This is a genomic window from Noviherbaspirillum sp., assembly GCF_035627455.1.
Lineage (GTDB): Bacteria > Pseudomonadota > Gammaproteobacteria > Burkholderiales > Burkholderiaceae_D > Noviherbaspirillum.
The window spans coordinates 26,789-41,509 of the sequence record NZ_DASPLS010000072.1; the positions used below are offsets into that span (position 1 = coordinate 26,789).

At 64.8% G+C, this 14,721-nt stretch carries 16 protein-coding genes and 1 riboswitch; of the genes, 6 read left to right on the forward strand and 10 right to left on the reverse strand.

Annotated elements, in window-relative coordinates; translation table 11 throughout:
- The 4 genes from VEC01_RS14105 to VEC01_RS14120 all read right to left on the reverse strand — a co-directional run bounded on the left by VEC01_RS14105 (position 1) and on the right by VEC01_RS14120 (position 3,289).
- Positions 1 to 1,053 (reverse strand): GTP-binding protein, encoded by a 1,053-nt coding sequence (locus tag VEC01_RS14105; protein ID WP_324901532.1) that lies wholly within the window; start codon positions 1,051 to 1,053, stop codon positions 1 to 3.
- Between the two features lie 11 nt (positions 1,054 to 1,064).
- Positions 1,065 to 1,541: a Fur family transcriptional regulator gene (locus VEC01_RS14110; RefSeq protein ID WP_324901533.1), complete on the reverse strand. Its 477-nt coding sequence runs from the start codon at positions 1,539 to 1,541 to the stop codon at positions 1,065 to 1,067.
- 92 nt (positions 1,542 to 1,633) lie between these two features.
- Entirely contained in the window at positions 1,634 to 2,836 is a 1,203-nt protein-coding gene (locus tag VEC01_RS14115; RefSeq protein WP_324901534.1) for a class I SAM-dependent rRNA methyltransferase, read from the reverse strand.
- 12 nt (positions 2,837 to 2,848) lie between these two features.
- Positions 2,849 to 3,289 (reverse strand): transcriptional regulator, encoded by a 441-nt coding sequence (locus tag VEC01_RS14120; RefSeq protein WP_324901535.1) that lies wholly within the window; start codon positions 3,287 to 3,289, stop codon positions 2,849 to 2,851.
- 204 nt (positions 3,290 to 3,493) lie between these two features.
- On the opposite strand from VEC01_RS14120, the gene VEC01_RS14125 reads away from it, so the two are divergent.
- Positions 3,494 to 3,940, forward strand: coding sequence for a hypothetical protein (locus VEC01_RS14125; RefSeq protein WP_324901536.1), 447 nt, complete (start codon positions 3,494 to 3,496; stop codon positions 3,938 to 3,940).
- 16 nt (positions 3,941 to 3,956) lie between these two features.
- Here VEC01_RS14125 and xerC read toward each other — a convergent pair whose 3' ends face one another.
- The 6 genes from xerC to VEC01_RS14155 all read right to left on the reverse strand — a co-directional run bounded on the left by xerC (position 3,957) and on the right by VEC01_RS14155 (position 9,528).
- Positions 3,957 to 4,934 carry a tyrosine recombinase XerC gene (gene xerC / locus VEC01_RS14130; RefSeq protein WP_414691451.1) on the reverse strand — a complete coding sequence of 326 codons (978 nt, stop codon included), beginning with the start codon at positions 4,932 to 4,934 and terminating at the stop codon, positions 3,957 to 3,959.
- Positions 4,927 to 5,595 carry a DUF484 family protein gene (locus VEC01_RS14135; protein ID WP_324901537.1) on the reverse strand — a complete coding sequence of 223 codons (669 nt, stop codon included), beginning with the start codon at positions 5,593 to 5,595 and terminating at the stop codon, positions 4,927 to 4,929. Before VEC01_RS14135 ends, xerC begins: the two co-directional genes overlap by 8 nt.
- A gap of 134 nt (positions 5,596 to 5,729) precedes the next feature.
- Positions 5,730 to 6,728 (reverse strand): porin, encoded by a 999-nt coding sequence (locus tag VEC01_RS14140; protein ID WP_324901538.1) that lies wholly within the window; start codon positions 6,726 to 6,728, stop codon positions 5,730 to 5,732.
- 188 nt (positions 6,729 to 6,916) lie between these two features.
- Positions 6,917 to 7,768 (reverse strand): diaminopimelate epimerase, encoded by an 852-nt coding sequence (gene dapF, locus VEC01_RS14145; protein ID WP_324901539.1) that lies wholly within the window; start codon positions 7,766 to 7,768, stop codon positions 6,917 to 6,919.
- A gap of 21 nt (positions 7,769 to 7,789) precedes the next feature.
- Complete coding sequence (locus VEC01_RS14150) at positions 7,790 to 8,662, reverse strand: lipid A biosynthesis acyltransferase (RefSeq protein WP_324901540.1); 873 nt, start codon at positions 8,660 to 8,662, stop codon at positions 7,790 to 7,792.
- On the reverse strand, positions 8,659 to 9,528 hold the full coding sequence (locus VEC01_RS14155; protein ID WP_324901541.1) for a lysophospholipid acyltransferase family protein: 870 nt from the start codon (positions 9,526 to 9,528) through the stop codon (positions 8,659 to 8,661). The genes VEC01_RS14150 and VEC01_RS14155 overlap by 4 nt, the downstream gene beginning before the upstream one ends.
- 180 nt (positions 9,529 to 9,708) lie before the next feature.
- Here VEC01_RS14155 and metK point away from each other — a divergent pair, with 180 nt between their 5' ends.
- The 5 genes from metK to metF all read left to right on the forward strand — a co-directional run bounded on the left by metK (position 9,709) and on the right by metF (position 14,693).
- Positions 9,709 to 10,872 (forward strand): methionine adenosyltransferase, encoded by a 1,164-nt coding sequence (metK, locus tag VEC01_RS14160; RefSeq protein ID WP_324901542.1) that lies wholly within the window; start codon positions 9,709 to 9,711, stop codon positions 10,870 to 10,872.
- A 52-nt stretch (positions 10,873 to 10,924) separates the two neighbouring features.
- A complete protein-coding gene (locus VEC01_RS14165) occupies positions 10,925 to 11,830 on the forward strand; it encodes a M14 family zinc carboxypeptidase (protein WP_324901543.1) in 906 nt (301 codons plus the stop codon).
- Positions 11,831 to 11,873: 43 nt separating this feature from the next.
- A riboswitch (S-adenosyl-L-homocysteine riboswitch) is annotated at positions 11,874 to 11,949 on the forward strand.
- Between the two features lie 33 nt (positions 11,950 to 11,982).
- Positions 11,983 to 13,404 carry an adenosylhomocysteinase gene (ahcY, locus tag VEC01_RS14170; protein WP_324901544.1) on the forward strand — a complete coding sequence of 474 codons (1,422 nt, stop codon included), beginning with the start codon at positions 11,983 to 11,985 and terminating at the stop codon, positions 13,402 to 13,404.
- A 108-nt stretch (positions 13,405 to 13,512) separates the two neighbouring features.
- Entirely contained in the window at positions 13,513 to 13,851 is a 339-nt protein-coding gene (locus tag VEC01_RS14175; RefSeq protein WP_324901545.1) for a phage holin family protein, read from the forward strand.
- 2 nt (positions 13,852 to 13,853) lie between these two features.
- Complete coding sequence (metF, locus tag VEC01_RS14180; protein WP_324901546.1) at positions 13,854 to 14,693, forward strand: methylenetetrahydrofolate reductase [NAD(P)H]; 840 nt, start codon at positions 13,854 to 13,856, stop codon at positions 14,691 to 14,693.
- Positions 14,694 to 14,721 lie beyond the last annotated feature (28 nt).

Consider the following 14,721-nt stretch of genomic DNA (forward strand, 5'->3'; position numbering starts at 1 on the left):
TTATACCAAACACTGTTCCAAACCGCCAATAATCGTTTCCTGGGGCAGATTCTTCCCGATAAAGACCATTTTGCTGCCGCGCGCCTCGCCTTCGGCCCATTTCGCGCCGATATCGGTGCCCATCATCTGGTGCACGCCCTGGAACACCACCTTGCGGTCGGCGCCGTCCATCCACAGCACGCCCTTGTAGCGCAGCATGCGCGGCCCGAAAACCTGCACCACCTGGCCGAGGAATTCGTCCAGCCGGGCGGTATCGAACGGGCGGTCGGCCCTGAACACGAAGGCGGCGATCTCGTCCGAATGGTTCGAATGCCGGTGGCCGTGGGGGTGGTCGTGGTGGCCGTGGTCATGCCCGCAATGCTCGCCGCATTCGTGGTGGTGCTCGTGCTCCTCCTCGCCGGCAAGGAAATCCGGATCGATCTCGATCTTGTCGTTCAGGTTGAAGCCGCGCAGGTCGAACACCTCGCTGATCGGGATCTGGCCGAAATCGACGCGGGCGACCGGCGCGCGCGGGTTGATGCGTTTCAGGCGGGCGGTGAGCGCCTCCACCTCGCCGGCGCCGACCAGGTCGGTCTTGGACAGCAGCAGGCGGTCGGCGAAGCCGACCTGGCGCTGCGCTTCCTCGTGCTCGTCGAGCTGCTGCATCGCGTGCCGCGCATCGACCACGGTGACGACGGCATCGAGCATGTAGTGGGTCGCCACCTCGTCGTCCATGAAGAAGGTCTGCGCCACCGGGCCCGGATTGGCCAGGCCGGTGGTTTCGATCACCACGTGGTCGAAGTTCAGTTCGCCCGCGTTGCGCTTTTGCGCCAGCGCGCCGAGCGCAAGGATCAGGTCGCCGCGCACGGTGCAGCACACGCAGCCGTTGCTCATCTCGACAATCTGCTCGTTGCTGTCCTGGACCAGGATTTCGTTGTCGATATTCTCCTGCCCGAATTCATTTTCGATCACCGCGATGCGCATGCCGTGCGGCTCGCGCAGGATGCGGTTGAGCAGGGTGGTCTTGCCGGCGCCGAGAAAGCCGGTGAGTATGGTTGCTGGAACGAGTGTCATGGTCTGTTATGTCAGTGCGCGCATTCGGCGCACCATCCTTTGATCGTGAATTCGATGTCGTGGCTGCGAAAGCCCTCGCCTAGCGTTTGCTGCAACGCCTGCTGCAGCGTCTCGGCCTCGCCGATGCTGTCGAGGCAAAACACTTTCGCGCAGCGCGTGCACTTGAAATGCCCGTGCTGGTGGTGCGGCACATGCTCGGCCCCGGCGCTGTAGCGGAACACGCGGTCGTCGCCGGCGATCTTGTGCGCCAGTCCGGCGTCGGTCAGGCAGTCGAGCGCGCGGTACAGCGTCACCCGGTCCATGTCGGCGAACGCCTCCTGCACGTCCTGGTGCGAGAACGCGCGGCCGGCGTCGAGCAATGCCGCCAGCACCTTGACCCGGGCCGCGGTAATGCGCACCGATGCGGCGCGCAGCTGCGCCTCCGCCATTGCCTCCAGTGAGACGTCAGGTCCGGCGCCGCGCGCGGCAGGCTTGGCTTTACTGCTCATTAATGAAATGCAATGAAAAAACGTGACGGAAAATTATGACGCAAATCTGCAATCGAGTTGCAAAAATTAATCGGATTGCAATATTTTCCGTATCAAGGCTTGTGCAGCATCAAACCCTTCAGGTATTCGCCTTCCGGAAAACTGGTGGTCATCGGGTGGTCGGCGCCGGCCGACAGGCGGCGCAGGATGCGAGCATCGACCCTGGCGTCGTTCGCGGCGCCGGCGACGATCTTCTGGAACAGGTCGGCGCTGATCGCGCCGGAGCAGGAATAGGTAAACAGCAGCCCGCCGGCGCGCAGGAGCTGCAGGCCGATCAGGTTGATGTCCTTGTACGCGCGCGCGGCGCGTTCCACCTGGTCGGGCGCGGCGGCGAATTTCGGCGGGTCGAGCACGATCAGGTCGAAGGACTTTCCCTGCTCGCGCAGCGCGCGCAGCGTCTTGAACACATCCGCATCCCACCACGCCGCCTTTGTCGCGTCGAAGCCGTTGAGCGCGACGTTGCGTTCGCCGATTGCCAGCGCTTCGCCGGAAGAGTCGATCGACACCACGCTCTGCGCGCCGCCTTTCAGCGCGGCCAGCGAAAAGCCGCCGGTATAGCAGAAACAGTTGAGCACGTCGCGGCCGGCCGCCTGTTCCATCACCAGGCGGCGGTTGTCGCGCTGGTCGATGTAGAAACCGGTCTTGTGTCCGGTCTTGATGTCGACTGCGTAGCGCACGCCGTTTTCGGTGACCACGGTTTCACCGTCCGGCTCGCGCCCTGCAAGCGGGCCGGTGACCAGCGGCAGTCCCTCGCGTTCGCGTACCGACGCATCCGAGCGCTCGTACACGTTCGGGCAGCCGGTCTCGGCGATCAGTGCCTGCACGATCGCGGTCTTCCAGGCTTCGACGCCGGCCGACTGGAACTGGCACACCAGGTAGCCGTCCCTGCCCGCATACCAGTCCACCACCAGCCCGGGAAAGCCGTCGGCTTCGCCGAAGATCAGGCGGATCGCATCGGTGTCGCGCACCGCGGCCATCCGGTACGCGAGCGCATGCTTGACGCGGCGCTTGATCAGCGCATGGTCGACCGGTTCGTTTTCGTCGAAGCTCCACGCCCGCGCGCGGATCTGCGACTTCGGGCTGTACGCGGCGCGCGCGAGGAAGCGGCCGTCGGCGGCGCGCACCAGCACGGTGGCGCCCGGCTTGTTCTTTTCTTCCGGCTTGCCTTCGATGCGGTCGATGGCGGTCGGGAAAATCCAGGGATGGCGCCGCAGCAGGCTTTTTTCCTTGCCCGGCTTTAAGGTGATGGTCAGCATGAGGAATTCTTGTCAGTCGGTATCCTGGCGCAACTGCTCCACCAGTTCTTCCACCAGGTAACGCCGGTGCGGCGGCAGGGCCTGGATCTTGGCGGCAAGCGCGAGGGTTTCGGGCGAGGGCTTGCCCACGCCCTTGGCGGCGCCGGTCTTTCCGCCGGTCGTGCCGTAGGGCGCGCGCTGCTCGTTCGCCTGCGTCGATTTCGGTGCCGGCCCGTAATGCAGCCAATGCTCGTTCACGTTCAGCCATTCCGCCAGCGTCGCCAGCTTCTCGTTGGTCGGTATCGCGCGCCCGGTCAGCCACTTGTGCGCGGTCTGCACCGAGATCGCATCGCCGCGATGGCGCAGGTTGAAGCGCAACGCGAGGTCGGTGGCTCCCTGCACCGGTTCCTGGCTGCGCCGCAGGGCGAGCGACAGCCGTTGGGAGAATGCTGCTTTTTCTTCTGAGGTAGGCATGCCGGCATTCTCCGATACGTGGTGTTGCAGCATGTCAACCAATCGGGATAATTATAACGTGCACGGTTTAAATCCTTCCCCGTTTCGGATACCATTCAACGACGCGGTGATGCAGAGGGGAAACCGCGCTGTACGAGCGCTTACGGCTGCCGCGCCGGCGGCGTCGCTCGTGCCGAACCTGTTCACGCGCTTGTCGAGAGTTCTATGATTCTGTCGCTGTTGATGGTACCGCTGGGCCTGTGTTTCATCATCGGCACGATCGTATCAAAGCTCGTCCGCCTGCGCTGCGCGACCGACCCGCGCGAAAAGGCGTACTGGAAGTGGAGCATCGCGGCGAACCTCCTGTTTGCCTACGGCCTGCTGGTGCTCGGCCTGCTGGCGGCGGATATTTTGCGCGGCGAACCCTGGCAGCTATCGGAGCGCTGGCCGTCGCTCTTCGCCGACTGGTACAACGCGCGCGATCATGTGCTCGCGGTGCTGCTCGATGTGCTGATGTCTCTGGTAGCCGCGCTCGCCTCGATGGGCTTCGCCCTGTATTTCGGCTACGTTGATGACAATGACGTCTGGCATCCGTCGATATTGCCTTCGCTCGGACGCCTTGTACGGCGAAAGCCGCACAGCAAAGGCGTGACGGAGCGCGAGGATTCCTGAGGCGGTGGCGGGCGCGCTATTTGCCGCCGGTTTTTTTTGCCCGCGGATGCGCCGCGTCATACACCTGCGCCAGCCGCTGGAAATCGAGGGAGGTATAGACCTGGGTGGCGGCGATCGACGCGTGGCCGAGCATTTCCTGCACCGCGCGCAGGTCGCCCGAGGACTGCAGCACATGCGAGGCGAACGAGTGGCGCAGCACGTGCGGATGCACCTTGGCCGGAATGCCGAGTGCCTGGGCATGCGCTTTCAGGCGCAGCTGCACCACGCGCGGCGACATCCGGGTGCCGCGTTCGGTGAGGAACAGCGGGTGCGGATCGAGCTTCACCAGCGTGCCGCGCACCGCGAGCCAGTCGGCAAGGGCTTGCATCGCCGGACCGCCGACCGGTACCCGGCGCCGCTTGCTGCCCTTGCCGGTGACTTCGACTTCGCCGTCGTCGAAGCTGACCCAGCCCGACGATTCATAAGCGCCTTCCTTCACATAGCCCGCGTCGAGCGATGCCAGTTCCGACACCCGCAGGCCGCTGGAGTAGAGCAGCTCGAACATCGCGCGGTTGCAGAGCTGGGTGGCCGACCGAGTGTCACGCCCGGGCGCGGCCTGCGATACGACGCTGACAGCGTCGTCCGCCGACAGCGCTTTCGGCAGCGGCTTGTCGCGCTTGGGCGCCTTGACGCCGGCGACCGGGTTGGCGGGCATCGCCTCGCTTTCGGCGAGCCATTCGAAAAAGCCGCGCCAGGCAGACAGCCTGCGCGCAATCGAGCGCGGGTTCAGCCCCTGCGCATGCGACTGCGCCGCCAGCTTGCGGATATGGTAGTGGGTGACGGCGGCCAGCGCCGGGGCGCCGGGGAGCGCGTCGGCAAACGCCAGCAGCGCGTCGAGGTCGCGCCGGTAGTTGTTGACGGTGTGCGGCGACAGCTTGCGCTGCGTTTCCAGGCTATCGAGATAGCGATGAACCAGCTGGCGGTTGGCGTCGGCGCTCACACCCGATTCAGTCAAGCAGGCAGGTCATCGCCGCGCTGGCGGTCTCGCCGATCTTCGACAGGAAGTCGGTCGCCATGTCGGCGGAGAAGCGCTGCGGGTCGGATGAGCCGAGCACCAGCAGCCCGAAGGCTTCCGGCGCTTCGCCGGCGCGCAGCGGAAGCATCGCGATCGACTGCACCGGTTCGGCGCGGTCGAGCCAGGATGCGGCTTCGAAGTCCTGGTTGGGGCCGCAATAGGGAGCAGTCAGGCCGTTGCAGAACAGCTTCGCGTCGTCCGACACCTCGGCCGCGAACCAGGTGTGCGCATAGTCTTCGGCGACACCCCACAGGCGCACGGTGGCATGCGGCACCGAGAAGATCGTCTGCAGACCGTCGATCAGCGTGTGCGGCATGTCGACGTCGTTGCGCGACAGCAGCAGGGCGCGGGTCCACATCAGGAATTTCTGCGTGATCGCATCGTTTTCCTGCGCGATGCGCAGCAGTTCGGCCAGGCGCAGCTCGTGCGACTTGATCTTTTCGCGCAGCACTTCCATCTGGCGTTCCTGCAGCGATACCGCGCGGCCGGCGACCGGGCTGGCCAGCTTGATGCGCGCTAGCAGTTCGCTGTGCTCTTCGAAGAAATGCGGATTGTCCGAAAGAAAATCGGCAACGGCGTTGGAATCCAGTTGGTAGGTCATATGCGCGGGTTGGAAAGGCTGGCCAAGCCGTGATTTTACCCGACAAAGGACGAAAGTTGCCGCCAGGATCGCGTGACAAGATGCAAACCGCGTCTCCCGCGCGGCGCAGGTATTGGCAGACCGGCCAGCGGTTTTCAGAACTTGTGGCGGATGCCGAAGTTGAACGCGCGGTTGCCGGTGCCCGCCTCGCTCGCATTGCCCACCGTATAGGCCGCGCCCGGATCATTGTTGATGCGCGCGAATGACGTGTACAGGTTGGTGCGGCGCGACAGCGCGTAGGTGTAGCCGACGGCCCACTGGTCGGCGTCCGCATTGAAGGCGCTGCGGTCATCCTTGCGGATCCAGGAAGCGAGAAGAGCGCCGGCGCCGACCGGCACCGTCACGCCGAGCATGTAGTCGCGGCTTTCCGCCGCGCCGGTGCCGCGGTTCAGGCCGACGCCGAGGCTTGCCGCGGCCATGCCGAAGTCGAAGCGGCCGCCGACCAGGGTGTTTCGCGTGCTGTCGGTGCCGATCGCGTTTTCCACCCGCTGGTGCGCCACTTTCAGCACCAGGGGCCCGCCGGCATAGCCGATCGATGCGCCGAGCTGGCGATTGGCAGTGGTGTCGCCGGGCACTTCGCCCAGCCCATACGCCAGTTCGCCGCTCAATCCGCTCCACGCCGGCGAGCTGTACTTGATGGTGTTGTCGGTGCGCGTCACGGTGGCCATCAGGTTGGTGGAGGCGCCCGCCAGGCCGGTGCCGAAGGGATCGACCTGGTCGAGCAGCAGGAAATGCGGCGTGTGCTGGCGGCCGAAAGTGAGGTCGCCCCAGCGTCCGCCCAAACCGGCCCAGGCCTGGCGTCCGAACAGGCGGCCGCCCTGTCCCAGCGTTCCGGTATCCTCGTTGAAGCCGGCCTCGAGCGCGAATTTCGCCGACAGGCCGCCGCCAAGATCCTCGATCCCCTTGAAGCCGAGCCGGGAGCCGGATTGCGTGCCGCCCGTCAGTTTCGTCACATTGCCGGCGGCTGCCCCGCGTTCGTAGACGACGCCGGCATCGACGATGCCGTACAGGGTGAGGGATGTCTGCGCATGAGCATTGCCGGACAGGGCACCGAGGACGCCGGTTGTTGCGAGGACAAGTACTGAGCGGTTCATCGCCATCACTCCCATCCAGACTGATCGGCCTGACAATCAAAGCATAGGCCGCAAAACCGGTTCTGGTAAGGGAAGGAAGGGATAGCGTGCGGGCGCCGCGCGGGAATCGCGTTCCGCCGGCGCAGGCTGTGGCATTTTTCCCACAGGCGCCGCTCGATGCTACCGAAAAGAAATTGCGGGCAGGCTGCTCAGATGTCGATTTCGCCTTCGAAGACGCTGACCGCCGGGCCGGTCAGCATTACCGGTGCGCCTTCGCCGCCCCACGCGATCGACAGTTCGCCGCCACGGGTGCTCACCTTGACCGGCGAATCGAGCAGTCCGCGCCGGATGCCGGCGACGACCGCCGCGCAGGCGCCGGTGCCGCATGCCAGCGTTTCGCCGGCGCCGCGCTCGTACACGCGCAGCTTGATCGCATGACGGTCGACGACTTGCATGAAGCCGGCGTTGACGCGCTTCGGAAAGCGCGCGTGGTTTTCGATCACCGGGCCGTCGAGGTGCACGGCGGCGTCCTGCGCCGCGTCGACCACCTGCACCGCATGCGGATTGCCCATTGACACCACCGAGAACCAGGTCGTCCTGCCATTGATGTCGAGCGGCCACAGCGTATCGGTCCCTTCCTGGCGTCCCGTCAGGCCGCCGGCGTCGAACGGCACGCGCGCCGGGTCGAGCACCGGCGCGCCCATGTCGACCGTGATGCGGCCGTCGGCTTCGAGCCGCGGTTCGATCACGCCGGCCATGGTTTCCACCTTGATTGCCTGCTTGTCGGTGAGTTTCTTGTCGGTCACGAACTTCACGAAGGCGCGCGCGCCGTTGCCGCATTGTTCCACTTCGCCGCCGTCGGCATTGAAGATGCGGTAACGGAAATCCACGCCGGGCAGGCGTGGCTTCTCGACCACCAGCATCTGGTCGGCGCCCACGCCGAAGCGGCGGTCGGCCAGCTTCTTCCATTGCTCCGGGCTGAAGTCGATGTGCTGATGGATGGCATCGATCACGACGAAGTCGTTGCCGGCGCCGTGCATTTTCGTGAATTTGAGTTTCATGCGGAAATTATACTGGTGAGCTCAGCGGCGCGCGTAGATGCCCGGCGTGCCCGGCGGCCGGGTCTTGAAGCGCTTGTGCGCCCAGAAATATTCGGATGGCGCTTCCAGCACGCGTTCCTCGATGAAGGCGTTCATGCGGCGGGTGGCGGCCACGATGTCGCCGCCCGGATAGTCTTCCCAGGCCGGATGAAAGGTGACCTTCCAGCCCCGGTATCCCGGCAGGTAGGTTGCGATCACCGGAATCACTTTCGCGCCGGTGGCGGCGGCAATGCGGGCCGGCGCGGTCAGCGTGGCCGCCGGCACCCCGAAGAAGGAAACGAATTCCGCATCCTTTTCCCCGAAATCCATGTCCGGCAGCATGAAAAAGGGCAGCCCTTCGCGCATCGCGCGGATGATGGGCTTGACGCCTTCGCCACGCGAAAACAGCCGCACCGGGCGGAAGCGCGAACGGCCTTTGCGCAGCGCTTCGTCGAACACGGCGTTCTGCTGCCGCGTATAGATCGAGCAGAGCGCGGTCTCCAGCATCACTGCCACGCCGGCCACGTCGAGCGACACGAAATGCGGGCAGAGCAGGATGGTCGGTCCGGCTTCGATTGCGTCCAGCGGCACGCGCGGTTCGACCCGGATCAGGCGGCGCAGGCGCGCCTCCGGCGCCCACCACAGGATGCCGCGTTCGAGCACGCTGCGCGCATACGCCTGGAAGTGTCTGCGCGCAATGGCGGTGCGTTCCGCTTCCGGCAGCTGCGGCAGGCACAGGCGCAGGTTGGTCAGCGCGATATGCCGGCGCGTGCGCACGGTGAGGAAGAGCAGTGCGCCGACCGCTTCGCCGATGCGCGCGAGCACCGGCAGCGGCAGCCAGTGCAGCAGCCACATCATCCCCAGCAGCAGTCTCATCGGCTCCCTTCCTGTGCGGATGCGGCCGATTCCGGCGGCGCTTCCACGTCGTCCGGTTTCTTGTAACGGTTGTAGCTCCAGAAGTACTGTGCGGGACAGCGGCTGATCAGTTCTTCCATCGCGGCATTGATCGCGCGCGCCTGCTGCTCCGGCGTGCCTTCCAGGCTGCCTTCGAAAGGCACGAAGCGCAGCGCGTAGCCGCGGCCGTGCGGCAGCCGCTCGCCGTAGGCCAGCACGATCGGCGCGCCGGTCATCTGGTGCAGCTTGGCGGGCAGCGTCATCGTATAAGCGGGCTTGCCGAAGAAGTCGGCCCACACGCCTTCGCCTTCCTGCGGCACCTGGTCGGGCAGGATCCCGATCGGCTCGCCCTGCCTGAGTTTCTTCAGCAGCGTGCGCACGCCGGACAGCGTGGCGGGCGCCAGGCCGAGGGTGTTGCGCGCGCGGGCGCCTTCCACCAGCGGCTTGAGCGCCTGCTTTTTCGGCGGACGGTACATGACGGTCAGCGGCGTGATGGTCGATACCTTTTGTGCAAGGATCTCGAAGCAGCCAAGGTGCGGCGTCAGGAAGATCAGTCCGCGCTTCGCATCCAGCGCGGCCTGCACCGCGTCCCAGTTTTCGACGTGCGCGGTCCTGAGCACCCGTTCCGACTCGGCGCACCAGACGAACGGCAGTTCGAGGATGTTGCGGCCGGCCTCGGCCACCGCTGCGTTGAGCGAGCCGGCATAGCCCGCGCGGGTAATGTTGTCCTTCAGGCGGCGGCGGTAGGACGGCGACGCAAGATAGACCACCCAGCCCAGCGCAGCGCCCAAACCGTGCAGGACGGGGAGCGGCAATCCGGACAACAGGCGAAAAAGTCTGACGAGCATCAAAAACTGTTGAAATGTTGAGAAACTTTTGGAGAGGCGTAAAATATCATATTCGTACCTTGAATCAGCCGCCGAGTTAACAGACAACTTGCGAGGCGGCCTACAAATTTCGCTAAAGCGTCGCAGGCTCACTGGAATTGGCCGCGACATGGTCCAACAATTCAACAACAGGAGCCCGCGATGGCAAATGAATATCTCTTTACTTCGGAATCTGTTTCCGAGGGTCACCCCGACAAAGTCGCCGACCAGATTTCCGATTCGATTCTCGACGCCATCCTGGCGCAGGACCCGAAGGCGCGCGTCGCCGCCGAAACCCTGTGCAACACCGGCCTGGTGGTGCTCGCCGGCGAAATCACGACGACCGCCAATGTCGACTATATCCATGTCGCACGCGACACCATCAAGCGCATCGGCTACGACAATGCCGACTACGGCATCGACTACAAGAGCTGCTCGGTGCTGGTCGCCTATGACAAGCAGTCCCCGGACATCGCGCAGGGCGTCGACGAAGGCCGCGGCCTCGACCTCGACCAGGGCGCGGGCGACCAGGGCCTGATGTTCGGTTACGCCTGCGACGAAACGCCGGAACTGATGCCGGCCGCGATCTACTATGCGCACCGCATCGTCGAGCGCCAGTCGCAGCTGCGCAAGGACGGCCGTCTGCCGTGGCTGCGCCCGGACGCGAAGTCCCAGGTCACGCTGCGCTATGTGGACGGCGTGCCGGTTGCGATCGACACCGTTGTGTTGTCCACGCAACACAGCCCCGACATGGAACACAAGGCGATCGAGGAAGCCGCGATCGAGGAAATCATCAAGCCGGTGGTGCCGGCCGCGTGGCTGAAGAATACCCGCTACCTGGTCAATCCGACCGGACGCTTCGTGATCGGCGGCCCGCAGGGCGACTGCGGTCTGACCGGCCGCAAGATCATCGTCGACACCTATGGCGGCGCTGCGCCGCACGGCGGCGGCGCCTTCTCCGGCAAGGATCCGTCCAAGGTCGACCGTTCCGCCGCCTATGCCGGCCGCTACGTGGCGAAGAACATCGTCGCCGCCGGCCTGGCCAAGCGCTGCCAGATCCAGGTCTCGTATGCGATCGGCATCGCCAAGCCGACCTCGGTGATGGTCACCACCTTCGGCACCGGCAAGATCAGCGACGACAAGCTGGCGATGCTGGTGCAGGAGTTGTTCGACCTGCGTCCGAAGGGTATCGTACAGATGCTCGACCTGCTGCGCCCGGTGTACGCGAAGACCGCCTCCTACGGCCACTTCGGCCGCGAGGAGCCGGAATTCAGCTGGGAGCGCACCGACAAGGCAGCGGCGCTGAAGGCGGCTGCCGGTCTGTAATTCCCTGCGTGCGTTGGTGATGCAGTGGCTGAACTGACAGGATGAATCGATTGTGCAAATACTCCGCCATGTCACTGCATTGCTTGCCGTTGCGGCAAGCATCCCGGCTTTCGCCGCGCCGGCAACCCCGGCGCAGCATGCCGACTGGTGCCGGCGCCTGACCACACGCCTTCCCGGCGTGTCGGCCGCCCAGTGCCAGCGCGCCGCGCTGTCCACCACCGGCGCGCTCTCGCGCAACGGTTTTCCCATTCTGATGCGTTCCATCCCCGCTGCCCGCGGCGGCAAGCAGGGTGAGCCGGTGCGCGTGCTGCTGTTGGGCGGCATTCACGGCGATGAACTGACCGCGGGCGCGATCGTGTTCCAGTGGATGCAGTGGATGCAGTCGCCCGAGGCGCGCGAATTCAGCTGGCACGTGGCTCCGGTCGTCAATCCGGACGGCCTGCTCGCACCCAAGCCGCAGCGCGTCAATGCCAACGGCGTCGACCTGAACCGCAATTTCCCCACGCCCGGCTGGGAGCAGGATGCGAAGCGCTACTGGATGAAGACCACCGGCAGCGACCCGCGCCGCTTCCCGGGCCAGTCGCCGCTGTCCGAGCCGGAAAGCCGCTGGCTGAATGAAGAGATGGAGCGCTTCAAGCCGCATGTGATCATTTCGGTGCACGCGCCGTTCGGCGTGCTTGATTTCGACGGACCGGCGAAGAAGGCGCCGCGCCGCTTCGGCCGGCTGTACTTCAGCCGCGTCGGCGTGTATCCGGGGTCGCTCGGCAATTACGGCGGCATGCACAAGAATGTCCCGGTAATTACCATCGAGCTGCCCAATGCGCGCTCCATGCCGTCGCCGGACGAGGTGCGCCGCATCTGGCAGGACATGCTGGCATGGATCGCGCGCAGCATGACGCCGGACGGGCAGCCCGCGCAGATTCAGCGGGCGTCGAACAAGGCGCTGGCCGCGCATTGAGATTTGGCAGATCACTCCGGGCTGACTAAGGTATAATTCTCGGTTCCAAGGAGCGTTGCAGCGCGGTTTTCATGGCCGCGTCAGGCTTGGATTTCTTTTCGCAACGGCGCTCACGTTACTTTTTTTCTATGTTTCCAGGAAAGGAGGGCGTGATGAGCGCCGTTATCTCGAAGTCAACTTCCCAGCAGGATTTCTTTGTCGCCGATCTCAGCCTGGCCGATTGGGGCCGCAAGGAGATCAAGATCGCCGAAACCGAAATGCCCGGCCTGATGGCGATCCGCGAGGAATTCGCCGCCGCGCAGCCGCTCAAGGGCGCGCGCATCACCGGCTCCCTGCACATGACCATCCAGACCGCCGTGCTGATCCAGACGCTGGAAGCGCTGGGCGCGCAGGTACGCTGGGCATCCTGCAATATCTACTCCACCCAGGATCATGCCGCCGCGGCCATCGCCGCCAACGGCACGCCGGTGTTCGCATTCAAGGGCGAGTCGCTGGATGAGTACTGGGACTTCACCCACCGCATCTTCGAATGGCCGGACGGCGGCTATTCCAACATGATCCTCGACGACGGCGGCGATGCCACACTGCTGCTGCATCTTGGCACCCGTGCCGAGAAGGATCCGGGCGTGCTGGCCAATCCGGATTCGGACGAAGCCGTGTGCCTGTTCAATTCCATCAAGAAGAAGCTGGCCGAGTCCCCGAACTGGTACTCCACCCGCCTGGCGCAGATCAAGGGTGTGACCGAAGAGACCACCACCGGCGTGCACCGCCTTTACCAGATGCACAAGGAAGGCAAGCTGGCCTTCCCGGCAATCAACGTCAACGACTCGGTCACCAAGTCCAAGTTCGACAACCTGTACGGCTGCCGCGAATCGCTGGTCGACGGCATCAAGCGCGCGACCGACGTAATGGTGGCGGGCAAGATTGCGGTGGTGTGCGGCTACGGCGACGTGGGCAAGGGTTCAGCGCAGGCGCTGCGAGCGCTCTCTGCCCAGGTGTGGGTCACCGAAATCGATCCGATCTGCGCGCTGCAGGCGGCAATGGAGGGCTACCGCGTCGTGACCATGGACTATGCGAGCGAGCACGGCGACATTTTCGTGACCGCGACCGGCAACTACCATGTGATCACGCATGAGCACATGAAGAAGATGAAGGACCAGGCGATTGTCTGCAACATCGGCCACTTCGACAACGAGATCGAAGTTGCCGCGCTGCGCCAGTACACCTGGGAGAACATCAAGCCGCAAGTCGACCACATCATTTTCCCGGACGGCAAGCGCATCATCCTGCTGGCCGAAGGCCGCCTGGTCAACCTCGGCTGCGGTACCGGCCATCCGTCTTATGTGATGAGCTCGTCCTTCGCTAACCAGACCATTGCGCAGATCGAACTGTTCACGAACACCGCCGCCTATCCGGTCGGCGTGTACACCCTGCCCAAGCACTTGGACGAGAAGGTCGCGCGCCTGCAGCTGAAGAAGCTGAACGCGCAGCTCACCCAGCTGACGGACGAGCAGGCTGCGTACATCGGCGTGAAGAAGGAAGGCCCGTACAAGGCTGACCACTACCGTTACTAAGACGCGCGCCCTCCCTGGGGAAGGGGAGGGCACCATGTGAAGTACGGTTTGCGGCAGCACCAGGCGCCCCCGCGGGGCGCCTGGTGCATTCGTCGAGCGGAGGAAAACATGCGCCTGCTTGTCACCTGGCTGATCAACGCGGCCGCGCTGTTTGCGCTGCCCTGGCTGATGAAGACGGTCTATGTCGAGGGTTTCGGCACAGCGCTGCTCGCGGCGCTGGCGCTCGGCCTGGTCAACGTGCTGATCCGGCCGATCCTGGTCCTGCTGACGCTGCCGGTGACGGTGCTGACGCTGGGGCTGTTCATCTTCGTGATCAACGGCGTGATGTTCTGGCTGGTCGCCAATTTCGTCGGCGGCTTCTATGTCGCCGGCTTCGGCACGGCACTGCTGGCGGCGCTGCTCTACAGCCTTATTTCCTGGGCGTTGTCCGCTTTGATACTCAAATAATCATGACGCAGAAAAATTTCAGCATCGAGTTTTTCCCGCCCAAGACACCCGAGGGTGTGGAAAAGCTGCGCGCCACGCGCGCGAAACTGGCTGAGCTGAAGCCGAAGTATTTTTCCGTGACCTTCGGCGCCGGCGGCACCACGCAAAAGGGCACCCTGGAAACCGTGCTCGAGATCCAGCGCGAAGGCCATGAGGCCGCGCCCCACCTGTCCTGCATCGGCGGCACGCGCGAGAGCGTGCGCGCAATCCTCGGCGAATACAAGGCCAGCGGCATCCGGCGCATCGTCGCGCTGCGCGGCGACCTGCCGAGCGGCTATGGCGCATCCGGCGAGTTCCGCCACGCGAACGAACTGGTGGAGTTCATCCGCGCCGAGACCGGCGACTGGTTCCAGATCGAGGTTGCCGCCTATCCGGAGGTGCATCCGCAGGCGAAATCGCCGCAGGACGACCTGCAGAATTTCGCGCGCAAGGTGAAGGCCGGCGCGAACGCGGCGATCACGCAGTATTTCTACAACGCCGACGCCTACTTCCGCTTTGTCGACGACGCGCGCAAGGCCGGCGTGGACGTGCCTATCGTGGCCGGCATCATGCCGATCACGAATTACACGCAACTGATGCGGTTTTCCGACATGTGCGGCGCCGAGATCCCGCGCTGGGTGCGGCTGAAGCTGGCCAGTTTCGGCGACGACGCCGAGTCGATCAAGGCCTTCGGCATGGATGTGGTGACGGGACTGTGCGAACGCCTGCTGGCCGGCGGCGCGCCGGGCATGCATTTCTATACGCTGAACCAGGCGGCGGCCACGACCGCGCTGTGGAAACGGCTCGATTTGTCGAACCGCTGAGGCGTCCGTCTGCAGGACTGCAGGGCCG